Genomic DNA, 17,404 nt, shown 5'->3' with positions numbered 1-17,404 from the left:
GAGGGCATGATCGCGTCGCTGCTCGGCCTGATACTGCTGATCTTCCAGTTCGTGCTCATCGCGCGGGTGATCGTCGACTGGATCGACGTGCTCGGCTCCGGCCGCGGCGGTGCCGCGCTGGACACCGCACGCCGGATCACCCACGGCGCCACCGAGCCCGTGGTGGCGCCGATCCGCCGCCGGCTGAACACGGTGCAGATCGGGTCGATCGGGCTCGACGTGTCCGTGCTGATCGTGTTCCTGGTGGTGCTGGTGCTGCGGATCGTCGTGGTCCCGCTGATCCCGTTCTGATCGCGGCTACCCGGCCGGGCCCAGCCGCAGTGCGGTGACCCGGCCCTGCGCGTCCAGTGTGGCGCGGGCGCGACCCTCGGCCCGGTCGCCGTCCGGCGAGCCGATGCGCACCGCCCACACCGCGTCGTCCCGGGCGACCTGCTTGCGGGTGGTGTCGATGGCGAACTCGCCGGCCAGGATCTCCCCGACCGCGTCGGCCAGCGGCGAGCCGCCGGGGGCGCGCTCGCGGAACGGGGCGGTGGACCAGAGCCCGGCGTCCGGGGCGATCGCCGCGGCGAGACCGGCGGCGTCCCGCTCGCGCACGGCCCGCTCGAACGCCAGCGCGCCGAGGAAGCGATCGGCCTGCGCCGCGCCGCGCCGCTGCAGCCGCTCCAGGAACGCCGCGTCCCGGTTCAGCTTGGACGCCGACCCGAGGATCCGGGACGCGATCACCGAGGACGGCATCTCCAGGATCCGGACGGTGACGTGCCGGTACCCCGCCTCCGGCCGCAGCTCGCCGTCGGCGAGCAGCCGGTCGATCGTCTCGATGAACCCCAGCTCCTGGTTCAGCGACAGGTTCCCGGCCAGCGCGTTGCGCCGCTCGGAGATCTCCACCAGGGTCCGCGGCTCGGACCGGATCCGGGACGGGTTGATCTGGATGACCCAGAGCTCGTCGGGGTCGGTGTCGAGCAGGTCGCGCACCGGCGGGTTCTGCGAGAACAGGCCGTCCCAGTAGACGCCGCCGTCGGCGTGCACTGCGCGGAACAGGTTCGGGATCGCCGCGGAGGCGAGCACCATCTCGCCGCTGATCGTGTCGGTCCGGCTGGAGAACGCGCGGAACCGGCCGTCCAGCACGTCGACGGCGCCGAGCAGCAGCAGCGGCTCCCGGCCTGCCGGGTCGGCGGCGATCGCGTCGAAGTCGACGTGCCTGCCCAGCAGCTCCCGGAACTGGCGGGTGCCGTCGATCGGGCGCGGGATCGCGTACGGCGTGCTCGCCGGCAGCAGCCCGAGCCCCTGCAGCGCGCCCGCCCAGACCATCCCGGCGTTCTGCAGGCGGGCGATCGGGCCGCGCGCGGCGTTGTCCGCCCAGAACGCCTCCAGCGCGTCCGCGGCGGCGGCGCGGTGCTCCGGATCGTCGCCGTGCCGCAGCCGGTCCCAGGCGACGAGCGCGCAGATCGCGCCGCCGGAGGTGCCGGACAGGCCGACGATCTCGGTGCCGTCGAACGCGCCGGTGCGCAGCATCCGGGCCAGCACGCCCGCGGTGAACGCGGTGTGGCTGCCCCCGCCCTGGCAGGCGATCGCGATCCGGCGGGGCCCCACGGAGGTGCTCATGCGCCCAGGTCTACCGGTGCCCGCTCGGCGGGGACAGTGCGGGGGCCCCGCGCGCCGGTCACATCGGACACCGGCCCAGCGGGGCCGGGCACGCGACGGGGCCCCCGTGTGCTGCGCCTGCCCGGCGGGACTACTTCGAGGACGGCCGCGCGGTGCGGGTCGACTTCTGGGCGGTCTCGGCGACCTTCTCGGTGCCGGCCGCGGCGTGCTCGGTCACGGCCTCGGCGGCCCGGCTCGCCTGCTCGGTGAGCTGGTCGACGACCGAGGTGCCGGCACCGACCACGGTGCGGGCGAGCTCGCGCTGGTGACCCAGCAGCTGCTCGTAGAAGTCGAAGACCCGGTCGACGGTGACGCCGGCGTCCGGCAGCTGCGGGCGGGAGCCGCCGGTGAACTGGCCGGCCAGGCCCTGGACGGTGTCGGTCCAGCTGCGGACGGACTCGGTGACGAGGTCCTGCCCGCGCTTGGCGAAGTCGGCGAACTGCTCGGTGGGGGCGCTCATGACGAACTCCTCTCGTGGAGGTCTGCTCCGGAATGCCGGACGCGGTTCCGCGCCCCGGCCACGCCAGGGAAACTACGCACGAGCGTTAAGTATGTCAAGCACGCCTCAGCTCCGGCCACGCTCCACGAAGCTCCGGTACACCCCGAGCAGGGCCGCCCGCTGCTCGTCGGACAGTCGCGGATCGACCGCGATCGCGGCCTCGACACCGGGCACCTCCTCGGCGACCGGCGCCGCCGGCTCCGCCTCGGCCTCCGCCGGGTCGCGGACCGTCCACCCGGCCCGGCTCAGCATCTGGTCGGTGTTGAGGTGCAGCGCGTCCGCGATGGACCGCAGCACCTTCAACGACGGCTGGTGCAGCCCGCGCTCGACCTGGCTCAGGTAGGCGTTCGACACCTTGGTCATCGCCGCCATCTCGCGCAGCGAGAGCTTCGCCATCTGGCGCTGCGCCCGGATGAAACCGCCGAGCGCGTTCACCTGCGCGCTCCAGGCGTCCTCCGCGGCGCGCTGCCCGGCGTCCCGCAGCCCCTCCGCGGCCGACGCGGCATCGGCGCCGTCGGTCCCGGCCCGGCGGTGGCCGTTGCCGTGGGTGGCGGGATCGGTGCCCCGCTGCGCGCGGCTCACCGGCCGGCACCGGCGTGGATCGGTCCGCGCGGCGGGCGCCGGCGCGCGGACGGGAAACGTACGCGGTCCATGGCCGCGCATTGTCCCCGTTGCACGCCCGTTGCGCACCCACCGCCGCGGCGGCCCCGGCGTGTCCCGGATCAGCCCCGCAGCACGTACCGGCCCGGCGCGGGCTCCAGCGGCGGGTGCGCGTCGCTGCCGATCCGCTTCGGGGCCGCGATCTCCGGACCGGCGTGCGCGGCGATCCACGGGGTCCAGTCCTCCCACCAGGACGCCGTGCGCTCACCCGCGTCGTCGCGCCACTCGTCGGCGGACTCGGGGAGATCGTCGGACTCGCCGAACCAGTGCCGCGACTTCGGCGACGGCGGGTTCACCACGCCGGCGATGTGCCCGGAGTTCGACAGCACGAACCGGACCGTCCCGCCGATCTTCGCGGCTCCCGTGTAGACCGACCGCCACGGCGCGATGTGGTCGGACTCGGCGCAGATCACGTAGCTGTCCGGCCGCACGTCGGCGACGTCGAGCCGCTCCCCCGCCAGCTCCAGCTTGCCCTCGGCGAACCGGTTCTCCAGGTAGAGCGTGCGCAGGTACTCGGTCTGCATCGCCGCGGGCATCCGGGTGGAGTCGGCGTTCCAGCTCAGCATGTCGAACGGCTTCGGGTCCTCGCCGAGCATCCAGTCGTTGACCACGTAGTTCCACACCAGGTCGGTGGCCCGCAGCAGGTCGAAGGTGGTCTTCATGCTCGACGCCGGCAGGTAGCCGTCCTTGCGCATGCTGCGCTCCAGCCGGTTCACCGTCTTCTCGTCGGTGAACACGCCCAGCTGCCCGGGGCCGGTGTAGTCGAGCAGGGTGTTCATCAGGGTCAGCGAGTTGACCGACTGCCTGCCCTTCGCCTCCAGCCAGGCCACCGCCGCCGCCGACAGCGCCCCGCCCAGGCACAGCCCGGCGACGTTCACCCGGTCCTGCCCGGTGATCTCCCGGACGACGTCGAGCGCGGCGACCGGACCCTCCTGCAGGTAGTCGCTCATCGTGACGTCGGCGAGCGCCGAGTCCGGGTTGCGATAGCTGATCATGAACACGGTGTGCCCGTGCTGCACCGCCCACTCCACCAGCGACTTACCCGGCGCCAGATCCATGATGTAGTACTTGTTGATCCACGGCGGGCTCATCAGCAGCGGGATCTCGTGCACCGTGTCGGTCTGCGGCTCGTACTGGATCAGCTCGATCAGCCGGTTCCGGTACACCACCTGGCCCGGGGTGACCGCGAGGTCCTTGCCCACCACGTACTCCCCCGGGGTCACCTGGCGCGGCATCCCCCGGTTCTGGACGGCGTCGCGCAGCAGGTTCCGGGCGCCGCGCACCACGTTCAGCCCGCCGGTGTCGACGATCTTCTTCGGCCACGCCGGGTTGGTGACGATCGAGTTCGGCGGGGCGAGCGCCTCGATCGTCTGCGCGACCAGCCAGTCGAGCTTGCGCCGCGCGACCGGCGACACCCGGGCGGCCGCGGACAGCTCGGTGAGCCGGTCGGCCAGCAGGGCGTGCTCCTGGCGGGCCAGGTAGTACCAGGCGTTGTCCTCCCAGGCCGGGTCGGCGTACCGCTTGTCGCGCTCCGGCAGCGACGCCGGGCCGGTGGTCGTCCCGCCGACCGCCCGGGACGCCGCGGCGGCAACCGCCCGCGCCGAGTCCAGGCCGAAGCCCAGGCCCGCGCGCAGCACCGCGCCCGGGCTGGTGGCGAGCGACTTCGCCGCCTCGCCGAGCGCGCCGCCGAAGCCCACCGGATCGACCTTCGCGGCCAGCCCCTCGGGATCGGCCAGCTCGCGCAGGTCGCGCACCAGACCGGCGGCCTGCCGGCGCAGCACCTCCGCCGCGTGACCGGCCTGACTCGCCGGGGTGGCGTCGTTCGCGGGCTCGGGCGTGGTCAGGGGCTGCGTCGTCACTGTTCGCCTCACTCCTGGAGGGCCGGGTGGGTGTCCGTGCGTTCCGCGCGGCCCCGAAAGGGGGTGGCGCGAAAGCGATGTCCCATCGTGACGGGGTACTCACCGGTAGGCAGCACGGGGCGCGCCGGGTCACGTTGAGACCCCTCTCACCTGCGCTTGATAGAGCAAGCACTACTCCGGAGTAGGCCAGTGCTTGCTTGACATACCGAACACGGTTTACCGTTCGGTAACCGGTGAGCCCCGGTCATCAGAGTTGATGGGAGAGGCCCATGAGCACAGCGACCTCGCACGCGAGCTCCCCGACCGGGGAGCGTCGCCCGCACGCACTGCCCGAGACCACCTCGGACGCCGCCCCCGAGAAGGGCGGACGGATCGACCCGCTGCGCTTCCTGATCTCCTACAACGCGCACAACGTCACCAAGGTGGTGACCGAGGTCGGCCGCGCGACCGGCGCCTACTGGATCGACGCCGTCCAGCGGATCGCCAAGCCCGGAGACGCGGCCCGCCGCTCGCTGCTCTGGCTGTCGACGATGGCCGACCGGCGCGAGCCGCAGTGGCACCTGCCGAACGAGATCGCCCTGGCGACCCCGTTCGCGCTGCTGCGCAACTTCACCGAGGCCGAGCACCGGGACGACGCCGTCGTCCCCACCCTGGTGCTGCCGCCGCAGGCCGGGCACTCCTCGACCGTCGTCGACTACTCGCCGCAGCAGAGCCAGCTCGCGATGATCCGCGCCGCCGGCCTGACCCGGCTCTACGCGCTGGACTGGCGGCCCGCGACGACGGCCACCCGCAAGGTCACCATCACCGACTACCTGGAGATGATCGACCGCTCGATCCGGCGGATGGGCGGCCGGGCCAACCTGGTCGGCGACTGCCAGGGCGGCTGGCTGGCCACGATCTACGCGGCGCTGCACCCGGAGCGGGTGAACACGCTGACCCTGGCCGGGGCGCCGATCGACTTCCACGCGGGCGACTCGGTGATCGCCGCCTCCACCAAGCTGATGGCCGGGACGATGGGGATGGCGCCCTACAAGGCGCTGGTCGCGGCGGGCGGCGGGAACATGCCCGGTTCCGCGGTGCTGTCGAACTTCATCTCGATCCAGCCGCAGTCCGAGATCTCCCGCCAGCTGCAGCTGCTGGAGAACATCGACGACCCCACGCACGTCGAGCGGTACCGGGTCTTCGAGGACTGGTTCAAGTACACCCAGGACATCCCCGGCGCGTTCTACCTGTGGCTGGTGGAGAACCTGTTCTGGAAGAACCGGCTGATCGACGGGACGCTGACGGTCGACGGACGGCCGGTCGACATGGCCGCGATCGACTGCCCGCTGCTGATGCTCGCCGGCTCGACCGACCACATCACGCCGGCTCCGCAGCTGTTCGCCGCGGCGGACAAGGTCTCCACCCCGGCCGAGGACATCACCTACCGGACGGCCACCGCCGGGCACCTGGGCCTGTTCATGGGCCGGGACGCGCTGCGCCACGACTGGCCGGTGCTGATGGAGACGGTCTACGGGCACTCGGTGCCCGAGCCGGCGAAGCGGAGCGGCGGCAAGGCCTCGCGCCGGCGCAGCAGCGTCCGGGCGGTGGCCGACCCGCGGAACACCCCGCGGGTGCCCGCGCCCTGAGGGCTCTCTAAGAGGACCCTGAGAGAACCGCAACCTGATGTGACCGAAGACACGGGCCCCGGCGACGATTTCCTGGTCGCCGGGGCCCGGTCGCGGGAACGATCCACTGCGACAGCGCGTTGGACCCCGTGTAGGGCGATGCGACGAGAACCCACCGTCCCTCGTCGCGCCCGAGCAGGGGAGGAATGCACATGACGGCGACCACGACCGCTGCGGCCGTGCCGACGGCCGAGAACCCGGCCGTTCCCGGCCCCCGCCTCACGACGGAGGCCCCCGCTCCCGGAAGCGTGACCAAGGCCGTGCCCAGTGCCCCGGTCTCCCGGCGCTCCCGGTCGGCCGGCTCGAACCGCGACACCACTCTCACGTCCACCGTACCCGGTGCGGCCGCCGCCGTGGCCGAGGATCTGGACGCCCAGAGCCCGGCCGCCGACCTGGTGCGCGTCTACCTCAACGGCATCGGCAAGACCGCGCTGCTCACCGCGGCGGAGGAGGTCGAGCTGGCCCGCCGGATCGAGGCGGGCGTGTTCGCCCAGCACCGGCTGGACACCGCCGCGGCCGACGGCACGCTCGACGAGCTGGACCCGCAATACCGGCGCGACCTGCGCGCGATCGTCCGGGACGGGCTGCTGGCGAAGAACCACCTGCTGGAGGCCAACCTCCGCCTGGTGGTCAGCCTCGCCAAGCGCTACACCGGGCGCGGGATGCCGCTGCTGGACCTGATCCAGGAGGGGAACCTGGGGCTGATCCGGGCGGTAGAGAAGTTCGACTACACCAAGGGCTTCAAGTTCTCCACCTACGCCACCTGGTGGATCCGGCAGGCGATCACCCGCGGCATGGCCGACCAGGCCCGCACCATCCGGCTGCCGGTGCACCTGGTGGAGCAGGTGAACAAGCTGGCCCGGATCAAGCGCGACATGCACCAGCGGCAGGGCCGCGAGCCCAGCGAGGCCGAGCTGGCCGAGGAGTCCGGGATCCCGGAGCACAAGATCGCGGACCTGCTCGACCACGCCCGCGACCCGGTGAGCCTGGACATGCCGGTCGGCTCCGAGGAGGAGGCCCCGCTCGGGGACTTCATCGAGGACGCCGAGGCCACCGACGCCGAGAACACCGTGATCTCCAGCCTGCTGCACGACGACCTCCGCCGGGTGCTGTCCACCCTGGAGGACCGCGAGCAGAAGGTCATCCGGATGCGGTTCGGTCTCGACGACGGGCAGCCGCACACGCTCGACCAGATCGGTCGCGCCTTCAAGCTCTCCCGGGAGCGGGTGCGCCAGATCGAGCGCGAGGTCATGGCGAAGCTGCGGGTCGGCGAGCGGGCCGACAAGCTGCGCGCCTACGCGAGCTGAGCCGGGCCGGGCACTCCCCCGCCCCGGCACGTCCACGGCAGTACCCGACGGCCGTGCGGAGCGATCTGCACGGCCGTCGTCGTGTGCGGGGCCTGTCGGTCGGTACAGCTCGGTCCGTACAGCGCGGGGGCCGCGTCGCACTGGGTGGGACGGCGAGCCGGTGATCATTGGCCGCCGGGGCGCGGGTTGCCTAGGGTCGGGGCATGCCCGGATCCACGACCCACACGTCGTCCGTTCCCGGCCCGGTCACACCCGAGGCGATGCGCGACACGCTCGGTGCGTTCGCCTCCGGGGTCGTCGTCGTGACGGCACGGGGACCGGACGGTCCGATCGGCTTCACCTGCCAGTCGTTCTCGTCGCTGTCGCTGGACCCGCCGCTGGTCAGCTTCTCGCCGTCCCGCGGCTCGTCCACCTGGCCGCGGATCCGGGAGGTCCGCCGGTTCTGCGTGAACGTGCTGGCCGCCGACCACGAGCACCACAGCGCCGGGTTCGCCCGCTCCGGCACGGACAAAGTTCGCCGGGGTCAGCTGGACACCGGCGCCGTCCGGTGCGCCGGTGCTCGAGGGGGTCGGCGCCTGGGTCGACTGCACCCTCTGGAACGAGTACGACGGCGGCGACCACACGATCGTCGCCGCCCGGGTCGAGGCGCTGGGCGCCGATCCGCAACGCCTGCCGCTGCTGTTCTACCGCGGCGGCTACCACCTCACCCCGCGGGAGTCCTCATGAGCAGCATCGTCGGTGTCGTCGCAGGTCCGGAGCCGGGCGGGCGCACCGCCGCCGCGGTCGCCGGGATCCTCGCCGGAGCGGAGAAGGCCGGCGACAGCACCCGGCTGATCGAGCTGTCGCAGACCTCGTCCGAGGACGTCACCGCGGCGTTCGCCGAGGCCGACGCCGTGGTGTTCGGCAGCCCGGTGTACCGGGCCGGGCACACGGCGTCGCTGAAGGCGCTGCTGGAGGCGACCGAGCGCGGCAAGTGGGGCGAGCAGACCGCGCCGCTGCAGGGCAAGGCCGCCGCCGTCGTGCTGACCGGCGCGACCGGCCACCACTTCCTCGCCGTCGACGGGCTCCGCTCCGTACTCGCCGGGTTCTTCGCGGTGCAGGTGCTCTCCCCCGGCCTGTACCTGGACCACTCCGGCTACGTCGACCGCAACACCCTCACCGGGGACTCCGCGGAGCTGGCCGCGGCGCACGGGCGGGCGCTGTCCGACCTGACCGCCGCGGTGCGGTCCTCGGAGGCGCTGCGGTCGATCACGCCGGTCGTCTGACAGCGGTCCGGCAGGTCAGGCCGGTCCGGCAGGTCAGGCCGGTCCGGCAGGTCAGGCCGGTCCGGCGCGGACGGCTCGTTCAGCCGCCGCCGGCGCCGGGGTCGGCCAGCACCCGGGCCGCGCTGCGGTGCCCGGCGGCGGTCGCCGGGACCGGCCGGGCGCCGGCGAGCACCGCGGTCAGGTAGCCCGCCGCGAAGGCGTCACCGGCCCCCGTCGTGTCCCGGACGGTGTCGACCCGTTCCGCCGGGACCCGGGTGGGCGTCCCCGACGTCCACACCCGGGCGGGTGCGCCGCCGTCCTTGACGACCACGACCGTCCGGGGTGGTGCCGTCCCCGGCAGCCCCAGCAGGTCCGCCTCGTCCCGGTTCGCGAGCAGGTGCGCCGGGGCGAGCGCGGCCAGGTCGTCAAGGAACCGCCCGGGCCCGTAGGCCCGCAGCACACCCGTCGACGACACGTCCACCGAGACCGCTCCCCCGGCGTCGCGCACCCGGGCGGCCAGCCCGCGCGCGGCCGTCGCGCACGGATCGGCCAGCAGCCCGTAGACGGGCAGGTGCAGCAGCGTCACCCCGTCGACCACCGACGGATCCGGCTGCGTGTACCCGGCGGCAGCGCCCCGGTCCGGCAGCATCGTGCGCTCGCCGTCCGCGTCGACCAGCACGACCACGCAGCCGGTCGTCCCGTGCCGCTGCACCCGGACGTCCACCCCGCCGCCGGCCAGGTCCGCGACCAGCGCCTCGCCCACCCGGTCCGCGCCGACCCGGCCCAGGAACCGCACCGGCGCGCCGAGCAGCGCGGCGCCCGCGGCGACGTTCGCGGCGCTGCCGCCGCGCCGGCGGAAGATCCGGGCCGGGGTGTCGGTGCCGGGATCGAGCGGGCCGGACGCCCAGACGACGACGTCCTCGACCAGGTCGCCGAGCACCGCCAGCGTCCCCGCGGTACCCGGCACCGGATCAGCCGGCCAGCGCAGCGGCGATCCGGGCGCCGAGCGTCATGTTGTTCCGGTAGACCGCGACGTTCACCTCGAGGCTGCGGTCACCGGTGGCGTCCCGGACCCGCTGCAGCAGGAACGGGGTCGCGTCCTGGCCGGTGATCCCGGCCGCGCCGAGGGCGGCCAGCGCGTCCGCGAGCGCGGCGTCGTGCTCGGCGGGCGGCAGCTGGTGCTCGACCGGCACCGGGTTCGCGACCAGCAGCGCGGCGTCCAGGCCGAGCTCGCGGGCCGCCCGCCAGGCGGTCGCCGCCTGCTCCGGGGACTCCACGCGCTGGGTGACCGGATGGCCGGAGTCGGCGACGTAGAAGCCGGGGAACGCGTCCGTCCGGTACCCGGCGACCGGGATGCCGAGGGTCTCCAGCCGCTCCAGGGTGGCCGGCACGTCGAGCACCGACTTCACCCCGGCGCTGACCACGACGATCGGCAGCCGGGCCAGCGCGGGCAGGTCGGCGGACTCGTCGAAGGTGGTCGACGCGCCCCGGTGCACCCCGCCGAGGCCGCCGGTGGCGAACACCCGGATCCCGGCCCGGTGGGCGAGGTGCGCGGTCGCCGCGACCGTCGTCCCGCCGGACACCCCGGTGGCCGCGGCCACCGGGAGATCCCGCGCGCTGAGCTTGGCGACACCGGCGTCGCCCGCCAACCGGTCCAGCTCGGCGCCCGACAACCCGACGACGGCCTCGCCGTCCAGGACGCCGATCGTCGCCGGGACGGCACCGAGCGACCGGACGAGTTCCTCGGCCTCCCGCGCGACCTGCAGGTTCCGCGGCCGGGGAAGGCCGTGCGTGACGATCGTGGACTCGCAGGCCAGCACCGGCCGGCCCGCGGCAAGGGCGTCGGAGACCTCGTGGGCGATCCTCATCGTGATCGACACTAGCGATCGGGCGCCGGGGCCGGGCGCAGGCCGGGTGCCGGAGGCGGGCCCGCCGCCGTCAGGGCACGGGGCTGCGCGCCGCCACCCGGGCACAGACCAGCGCCACGACCGCACCCACGATCGTCGCACCGACCGCGACCAGCACCGCGACGTGCCAGCCGGCCAGGAGCTGCGCGGCGGTCTCCCCGCCGGTGGGCGCCGTGAGCACCGAGGTGACGGTCACCCCGATCGCGGCGCCGAGGTAGCGGCTGGTGTTGTTGATCCCGCTGCCGGTCCCGGCCCGGTCCGCCGGGACGGACGCGACGGCCTCCCGGCCCAGGCTCGCGTTCACCACGCCGGTCGCCGCGCCGGTGACGATCAACGATGCCAGGACCACGCCGGATCCGCCGCCGGCAGCCAGCAGGCCGACCTGCCCGCCCGCCATCACGAGCAGCCCGGCACCGAGCCGGACGCTGTCGCCGATCCGCTCGCTGATCCGCCGGGCGAGCAGCGCGGTGACGATGCCGGTGCCGGACCAGCCGAGCAGCAGCAGCGCGGAGACGGCGGGCGGGTCGCCGTGCACCCCGTGCATCAGGGCGGGCAGGTACGAGCTGAGCGAGATGATGCCGAGCCCGGTGGCGAGGCTGGCGACGGTCGCCGCGATCAGCCCGGGATTGCGGAACAGCTCCGGGCCCGCCATCGGGTGCGGCGACCGGAACTGCACGACGACGAACCCGGCCAGCAGCAGCACCCCGGCGACCAGCAGGGCCACGGTGCCGGCGCCGACCGGCAGCCGGCGCGCCTCGGTCAGGCCGGCCAGCAGCACGGCGAGCCCGGCGGCCAGCAGGACCATGCCGGGGAGGTCGACCGGGCGCGGGCGGGCGGCCGAGGACTCGACGAGCAGCGACCGGGCGGCGACCGCGAGCAGCACTGCTGCGACCGCGATCAGCAGGTAGAGCCACCGCCACGGCAGCACACCGGCGAGCAGCGGGCCGGCGGCGATCCCGGCGGCCAGCGCGGCGCCCCACAGGCCGGTCGCCCGGGCGCGTTGCGGGCCGGGTGGCAGCGCGTGCCCGATCAGCGCCAGGCTGCAGGCGATCATCGCGGCCGCGCCGACGCCCTGCCCGATCCGGCCCGCGACGAACCCGGCCGTGCCGGTGGCGAGCGCACCGCCGGCGGAGGTCAGTGCGAGGACGGCGGCGCCGGTCACGAAGGTCGCCCGCCTGCCGAACCGGTCCGCGAGGGTGCCTGCGGTCAGCAGCAGCGCGGTGAGCCCGAGGCTCATCGAGCTGAGGATCCAGGCCCGCCCGGAGGGGCCGGTCCCGAGATCGGCCGAGATCGCCTCCAGGGTCGCGAGCGGGGCGGTGTAGGAGATCAGCGCGAGGGTCGTCCCGAGGGCCGCCACCGCCACCGTGCGTCGCGCCACGCGTTCCCCTCCCCGACCGATGAGCCGAGCCGACCGTACGCCCGGTCGCGCGCGGTGGGACCTCACCGGGTGGCCGGGCTCAGCCGGGCAGCCCGAGCAGCGCCGGGAGATCGGCCACCGAGTCGATGACGGCGTCCGCGCCGGCCGCCCGCAGCCGGGGCTCGCCGTGCGCTCCCCCGCGGACGCCGATCACCAGTCCGGCCCCGGCCCGGACCGCTGCGTCGATGTCGGCGGTGGCGTCCCCGGCCACCGCCACCTGCGACGCCGTGCAGCCGGTCCGGCGGATGGCGGCGTGCAGCAGGTCGGGCTCGGGCAGGCCCCGCCCGTCGACGTCGGCGGGTGAGAGCAGCAGGTCCACCCGCGCCCCGAAATCCAGGGCGACGACCAGCCGGTCCCGCAGGTCCGGATCGAAGCCGCAGATCACGGCGATCTTGAGGCCGGCGTCGTGCAGGGCGTCGAGCGCCTGCGGCGCGCCCGGGACCGGGCGGACCCGGCCGTCGTCCGCGGCGGCGCTCAGGTACTCGGTGAACGCCGAGTGTGCGCGCCGGGCGCGGTACATGTCGCCGTCGAGCAGCTCGCCCAGGACGGTGATCGCGGACCGGTCCATCGTCGAGCGGGCCTGCCGGTCCAGCGCCGGGTAGCCCGGACCGTCCACCCGGACCCGGGCCGCGCGCAGTCCGGCCCGCAGCGCCGCGAGGACCAACCCGTCGTCGGCCATCGTGGTGCCTGCGAGATCGAGGACCGCGAGTTGCACGGGGGAACTCCAACGTCCCCGGGTGTCCGGCGGGCGACCTCGACCTGACGCCGCGGTGAACCGGCTCGGTCACTCCGGGGCGGCGCCCGCACCGCGCGCGGTCACCAGAGCTCGCCGTCGCGCCAGTCGCAGATCAGCGGCACCGCCGGGTCCAGCGGCGCGTCCACCGGCAGGACGTGCACGCTGCCGGCCTCGTCCGGGGTGGCGACGACACCGTCCGGGGTGACCGCGGCCAGCGGTCCGCGCCACAGCTGCCAGCCGCGCCTGCGGTAGAGCGGCGCGGCACGTTCGGAGGCGCCGAGCACGCCGAGCCGGTAGCCGCCGCGGACCAGCCCGTCGACGACGTCCATCAGCTCGCCGCCCAGCCCCTGCCGCTGCCGGGACGGGTGCACGGCGACCGCCTCGACGTAGCCGGTGCGCAGCGCGACGCCGCCGTGCAGCACCCGCCGGAGCACCACGGCGGCGTGCCCGAACGGTGCGTCCGGCGGGCCCGCCAGCACGTGCAGGCCGCCGAGCGCGTGGTCCCAGGACGCGTCGTCGAAGTCGTCGAACGCCGCGTCCAGCAACCCGCGCAGCCCGCGCAACCCGTCCTTCCCGAGGTCGGCGGTCGGCAGGACGCGGAGATCGGCACGCACGCCGCGATCCTTCCGCAGTCGGCGCCGCGCCGCCGCCCCTCGCCGTCCCGCCACGTCCGGGGCCGGTCACCCGTTACCGTGCTCCGATGACCACCATGACCGGGCCCGGCCCGGCCCGGCCGTTGCGGGCCGACGCGGCGCGCAACCACCGTCGGATCGTCGAGGCCGCGGCGGCCGCGTTCGAGTCCGACGGCCCGGACGTGGCGCTCGAGGAGATCGCGCGCCGGGCGGGCGTCGGGGTCGCGACCCTGTACCGCCGTTTCCGGACCCGGGACCAGCTGATCCGCGCGGTGCTGGAGGAGGTCTTCGCCGACGAGATCGAGCCGACCGCGGCGGCCGGCACCGACGACCCGTGGGCCGACCTGGCCGGGTCGCTGTCCCGCGCGGTCGAGGCGATCGCCGGGCGCCGCACGATCCTGCGGCTCGCCCGCGAGGCGGGCGCCTTCGATGTGGAGTCGGTGCAGCGCTACGGCCGGACGCTGAACCGGCTGCTCGACCGGGCCCGCGACGCCGGTGCCGTCCGGCCCGAGCTGACCGCCCGCGACCTGTCGGCGCTGCTGGTCATGGCGCTCGCCGTCGCCGAGGGCGCGGAGGGCGCCGGGGACACCACCGGCGAGGACCGGCGCCGCTATCTGGCCCTGCTGCTCGACGGGCTGCGCCCGGGCCACCCGCCGCTGCCCGCCGCCGGGTAGCGCGCCACGGCAACGATCGAATCTCGCCCGCTGTACTCGGCCACAGGTGTCGGGTTACGGTCACCGGCGTCCGCTCGGCAACGGCGCCGGGCGGATGCACCCACTCCCCCGCACCGCTCCCGCGTCAACCGTCCGTGAACAGCTCCGGATGCAGCCGACCGGCCAGCGTGCGCACCGCGTCGGCGTTCCGGATGCCGGGGCTCACCTCGGCGAACGTCGTCGTGAAGACCTTGCCGTCCCGGACGGCGGGCACCGTGGCGAGCGCCGGGTCGTCGCGCAGCCGCTGTGCCAGCGGCTCCGCGGACTCCGGGCCGGCGTCGATCCCGCAGCAGGCCGGGATGACGACGACGTCCGGCCGGGCCGCGATGATCCCCTCGGGGCCGACCGTCCGCTGACGACCGGCGATGTCCGGGAACGCCTGGGTGCCGCCGGCCGCCTCGATGATCGTCGTCGCGACGTCGCCGGTGCCGAACACCCGCAGCTCGGTGCTGCCCGCCGGGGCGTTCAGCATCGCGACCCGGGGTCGTGCGGTGACTCCGTCGAGCCGCTCGGCGACGTCGGCCAGGGTGGCCTGCATCCGGCCGGTCAGCTCGGCGGCGCGGTCCTCGGCGCCGAGCAGCCGCCCGAGATCGGTGAGGTCGCGCTGCACGGCGTCGAGCGAGACGTCGTTGGCGGCCAGCGCCTCCTGGGTGCCGCCGTCGGCGGCCGGGCAGAACGAGCTGAACAGGAACGTGTTCATCCCGGTCCCGGCCAGGTCGGCGCGGGTGCCGAGGCCCTCCCGGGTGAACGCGCCGGTGAACCCGGAGACCACCAGGTCCGGTGCGACCCGCAGGACCTCCTCCCGGGACGGGTACTCCTCCGGCCAGTAGACGGGCCGGTCGGTCTCCGGGTGGAACTCGCCGGCCAGCTCGGGCAGCAGCGGGTTGTCGAGGTAGGCCGCGCCGGCCAGCCGGTCGGCCGCGCCGAGCGCGAGCACCGCCTCCACCGCGTTGTGGAACATCGCGACGATCCGCTCCGGGCGCTCGACCGGGACGTCGACGTCGCAGTTGCGGATCGTCCCGGCGGCCGGCTGCTCCGCCGGGACGTCCGGTTCCGGTCCGGCGGCGCAGCCGGCGAGCAGGGCGGGCACGAGCGCCAGCGCCGCGATCAGCGACGCGGCCGGGATCCGGCGGGAGCGGGGCACCGGGACACGCTGGCCCGCACTCCCGCCGGGGTCGACATCTGTGCAGTCGTTCAGTCGTAATTCACAGCGTCTGCTGCAGCCGCTCCGCGAGGATCCCGACGAACCGGGACGGATCGGGCAGGTCGCCGCCCTCGGCGAGCAGCGCCATGCCGTGCAGCAGCTCGGCCGTCCCGCTCTCGTCGCGGCCCGCCGCCTGGGCGTCGCGCAGTCCGGTGACCAGCGGGTGCGACGGGTTCAGCTCCAGGATCCGCTTCACCTTCGGCGGCTCCTGGCCCATCGCCCGGTACATCTTCTCCAGGGTCGGGGTCATGTCGAACTCGTCGCCGACCAGGACCGCCGGCGAGGTGGTGAGCCGGGACGACAGCCGGACCTCCTTGACGTCGTCGGCGAGCACCCCGGCCATCCACTCGCAGAGCCCGCCGAACTCGGCCTGCCGCTGCTGCGCCTGCTCCTTCTCCTCGTCGGTCTGCAGGTCCACCTGGCCCTTGGCGATGGAACGAAGCGGGGTCCCGCCGAAACCGTCGACGGTGTCCACCCACACCTCGTCGACCGGGTCGGTGAGCAGCAGGACCTCGTAGCCCTTCTCGCGGAACGCCTCCATGTGCGGCGAGGACTCGATCGCGCTGCGCGAGTCGCCGGTCATGTAGTAGATCGCGTCCTGGCCCTCGCGCATCCGCTCGACGTAGGCGGCCAGGCCGGTGGGCTCCTCGCCGTGCGTGCTGAGGAACGACGACACCCCGAGGATCGTCTCCCGGTTGTCGGCGTCGGAGAGCAGCCCCTCCTTGAGCGCCCGGCCGAACTGCTCCCAGAACGTCGCGTACTTCTCCGGCTGCTCGTCGCGCAGCGTGCCGATGGTGGACAGCACCTTCTTGACCAGCCGCCGGCGGATCGCCGAGATCTGCCGGTCCTGCTGGAGGATCTCCCGGGAGACGTTCAGCGACAGGTCCGCCGCGTCGACGACACCCTTGACGAACCGCAGGTACTCGGGGACGAGCGCCTCGCAGTCGTCCATGATGAACACCCGGCGGACGTAGAGCTGGACGCCGCGGCGGGCGTCGCGCATGTAGAGGTCCATCGGCGCGACCTTCGGCAGGAACAGCAGCGCCTGGTACTCGAAGGTGCCCTCGGCGGCGAGCCGGATCGTCTCCAGCGGCTCCTGCCAGTCGTGGCTGACGTGCCGGTAGAACTCGGCGTACTCCTCCTCGGAGACGTCGCGCTGCGGACGGGCCCAGAGCGCCTTCATCGAGTTGAGGGTCTCCGGCCCGGCCCCCTCACCCTCGCCCTCGGCCGGCATCCGGACCGGCCAGGTGATGAAGTCCGAGTAGGCCTTCACCGTGCGGCGCAGCACGGTGCGGTCCGCGAAGTCGTGCAGCTGGTCCTCGGCGTCGGACGCCTTGAGGTGCAGCGTGACGGCGGTGCCCTGGGGCAGCCCCTCGGCCGGTTCGATCGTGTAGGAGCCCTCGCCGTCGGACTCCCAGCGGACGCCCTCGCCGGTGCCCGCCTTGCGGGTGGTCAGCACCACCCGGTCGGCGACCATGAACGCCGAGTAGAAGCCGACCCCGAACTGGCCGATCAGGTTGCGCTCGGACGCCGAGTCGCCCTCGGCCTCCTTCAGCCGGGCGAGCAGCTCTGCGGTGCCCGACTTCGCGATCGTGCCGATCAGCTCGACGACCTCGTCCCGGGTCATGCCGATGCCGTTGTCGCGGACCGTCAGGGTGCGCGCCTCCGGATCGGGGACCAGCTCGATGTGCAGGTCGGACGTGTCGGCGCCGAGATCCTTGTCCTCGTAGGCGGCGAGCCGGACCTTGTCCAGCGCGTCCGAGGAGTTCGAGATCAGCTCGCGCAGGAACACGTCCTTGTTCGAGTAGATCGAGTGGATCATCAGGCGCAGCAGCTGGCGTGCCTCGGCCTGGAACTCGATCGTCTCCGTGCTCACGTCGGTCCTCTCTTCCCTGGTGCTGCCGTGTGCCCCGGTGCG

Annotated in this window: 17 protein-coding genes and 1 pseudogene; 7 read left to right on the top strand and 11 right to left on the bottom strand. The window is 74.2% G+C overall.

Annotation, left to right across the window (positions count from 1 at the left end):
- Positions 1-6: 6 nt before the first annotated feature.
- A complete protein-coding gene (locus ACVJO7_RS10500; RefSeq protein ID WP_344019245.1) occupies positions 7-291 on the top strand; it encodes a YggT family protein in 285 nt (94 codons plus the stop codon).
- A 6-nt stretch (positions 292-297) separates the two neighbouring features.
- On the opposite strand, the gene ACVJO7_RS10495 is transcribed toward ACVJO7_RS10500, so the two are convergent.
- The 4 genes from ACVJO7_RS10495 to ACVJO7_RS10480 all read right to left on the bottom strand — a co-directional run bounded on the left by ACVJO7_RS10495 (position 298) and on the right by ACVJO7_RS10480 (position 4,659).
- On the bottom strand, positions 298-1,602 hold the full coding sequence (locus ACVJO7_RS10495) for a patatin-like phospholipase family protein (protein WP_491672686.1): 1,305 nt from the start codon (positions 1,600-1,602) through the stop codon (positions 298-300).
- Positions 1,603-1,732: 130 nt separating this feature from the next.
- Positions 1,733-2,101, bottom strand: a complete 369-nt coding sequence (locus ACVJO7_RS10490) for a hypothetical protein (RefSeq protein ID WP_344019241.1) — start codon at positions 2,099-2,101, stop codon at positions 1,733-1,735.
- 105 nt (positions 2,102-2,206) lie between these two features.
- The gene (locus ACVJO7_RS10485) at positions 2,207-2,722 is read right to left on the bottom strand and encodes a helix-turn-helix domain-containing protein (RefSeq protein WP_344019239.1); all 516 of its coding nucleotides are present in this window, start codon (positions 2,720-2,722) and stop codon (positions 2,207-2,209) included.
- Between the two features lie 140 nt (positions 2,723-2,862).
- Positions 2,863-4,659 carry a PHA/PHB synthase family protein gene (locus tag ACVJO7_RS10480; RefSeq protein WP_491672685.1) on the bottom strand — a complete coding sequence of 599 codons (1,797 nt, stop codon included), beginning with the start codon at positions 4,657-4,659 and terminating at the stop codon, positions 2,863-2,865.
- Positions 4,660-4,928: 269 nt separating this feature from the next.
- On the opposite strand from ACVJO7_RS10480, the gene ACVJO7_RS10475 reads away from it, so the two are divergent.
- The 5 genes and pseudogenes from ACVJO7_RS10475 to ACVJO7_RS10455 all read left to right on the top strand — a co-directional run bounded on the left by ACVJO7_RS10475 (position 4,929) and on the right by ACVJO7_RS10455 (position 8,898).
- On the top strand, positions 4,929-6,287 hold the full coding sequence (locus ACVJO7_RS10475; RefSeq protein WP_491672684.1) for an alpha/beta fold hydrolase: 1,359 nt from the start codon (positions 4,929-4,931) through the stop codon (positions 6,285-6,287).
- 185 nt (positions 6,288-6,472) lie between these two features.
- Entirely contained in the window at positions 6,473-7,633 is a 1,161-nt protein-coding gene (locus tag ACVJO7_RS10470) for a sigma-70 family RNA polymerase sigma factor (RefSeq protein ID WP_491672683.1), read from the top strand.
- 203 nt (positions 7,634-7,836) lie between these two features.
- Positions 7,837-8,112 (top strand): annotated as a pseudogene (locus ACVJO7_RS10465) (flavin reductase family protein); the annotation flags it as partial.
- 76 nt (positions 8,113-8,188) lie between these two features.
- Complete coding sequence (locus ACVJO7_RS10460) at positions 8,189-8,359, top strand: flavin reductase family protein (RefSeq protein ID WP_491672712.1); 171 nt, start codon at positions 8,189-8,191, stop codon at positions 8,357-8,359.
- A complete protein-coding gene (locus tag ACVJO7_RS10455) occupies positions 8,356-8,898 on the top strand; it encodes an NAD(P)H-dependent oxidoreductase (protein WP_344019228.1) in 543 nt (180 codons plus the stop codon). The genes ACVJO7_RS10460 and ACVJO7_RS10455 overlap by 4 nt, the downstream gene beginning before the upstream one ends.
- A 79-nt stretch (positions 8,899-8,977) precedes the next feature.
- Here the strand turns inward: ACVJO7_RS10455 and ACVJO7_RS10450 are convergent, their stop codons facing one another.
- From ACVJO7_RS10450 to ACVJO7_RS10430, 5 genes are all read right to left on the bottom strand, one after another.
- Complete coding sequence (locus ACVJO7_RS10450) at positions 8,978-9,844, bottom strand: carbohydrate kinase family protein (protein ID WP_491672682.1); 867 nt, start codon at positions 9,842-9,844, stop codon at positions 8,978-8,980.
- A gap of 4 nt (positions 9,845-9,848) precedes the next feature.
- Complete coding sequence (locus ACVJO7_RS10445; protein ID WP_491672681.1) at positions 9,849-10,745, bottom strand: pseudouridine-5'-phosphate glycosidase; 897 nt, start codon at positions 10,743-10,745, stop codon at positions 9,849-9,851.
- 70 nt (positions 10,746-10,815) lie between these two features.
- Complete coding sequence (locus ACVJO7_RS10440) at positions 10,816-12,162, bottom strand: MFS transporter (protein WP_491672680.1); 1,347 nt, start codon at positions 12,160-12,162, stop codon at positions 10,816-10,818.
- A 79-nt stretch (positions 12,163-12,241) separates the two neighbouring features.
- Positions 12,242-12,916 (bottom strand): HAD family hydrolase, encoded by a 675-nt coding sequence (locus tag ACVJO7_RS10435; RefSeq protein WP_491672679.1) that lies wholly within the window; start codon positions 12,914-12,916, stop codon positions 12,242-12,244.
- A 101-nt stretch (positions 12,917-13,017) separates the two neighbouring features.
- Positions 13,018-13,551: a GNAT family N-acetyltransferase gene (locus ACVJO7_RS10430; protein WP_344019216.1), complete on the bottom strand. Its 534-nt coding sequence runs from the start codon at positions 13,549-13,551 to the stop codon at positions 13,018-13,020.
- A gap of 86 nt (positions 13,552-13,637) precedes the next feature.
- Here ACVJO7_RS10430 and ACVJO7_RS10425 point away from each other — a divergent pair, with 86 nt between their 5' ends.
- Positions 13,638-14,243, top strand: coding sequence for a TetR/AcrR family transcriptional regulator (locus tag ACVJO7_RS10425; protein WP_344019214.1), 606 nt, complete (start codon positions 13,638-13,640; stop codon positions 14,241-14,243).
- A 124-nt stretch (positions 14,244-14,367) separates the two neighbouring features.
- On the opposite strand, the gene ACVJO7_RS10420 is transcribed toward ACVJO7_RS10425, so the two are convergent.
- Positions 14,368-15,426: an ABC transporter substrate-binding protein gene (locus ACVJO7_RS10420; RefSeq protein WP_491672678.1), complete on the bottom strand. Its 1,059-nt coding sequence runs from the start codon at positions 15,424-15,426 to the stop codon at positions 14,368-14,370.
- Between the two features lie 61 nt (positions 15,427-15,487).
- Positions 15,488-17,362 carry a molecular chaperone HtpG gene (gene htpG, locus ACVJO7_RS10415; RefSeq protein WP_491672677.1) on the bottom strand — a complete coding sequence of 625 codons (1,875 nt, stop codon included), beginning with the start codon at positions 17,360-17,362 and terminating at the stop codon, positions 15,488-15,490.
- Positions 17,363-17,404: the final 42 nt, after the last annotated feature.

The organism is Pseudonocardia sp. DxW (genome assembly GCF_058448985.1).
Note: the sequence above shows the minus strand (reverse complement) of the source record. Positions and strands in the feature narration are given on the sequence as shown.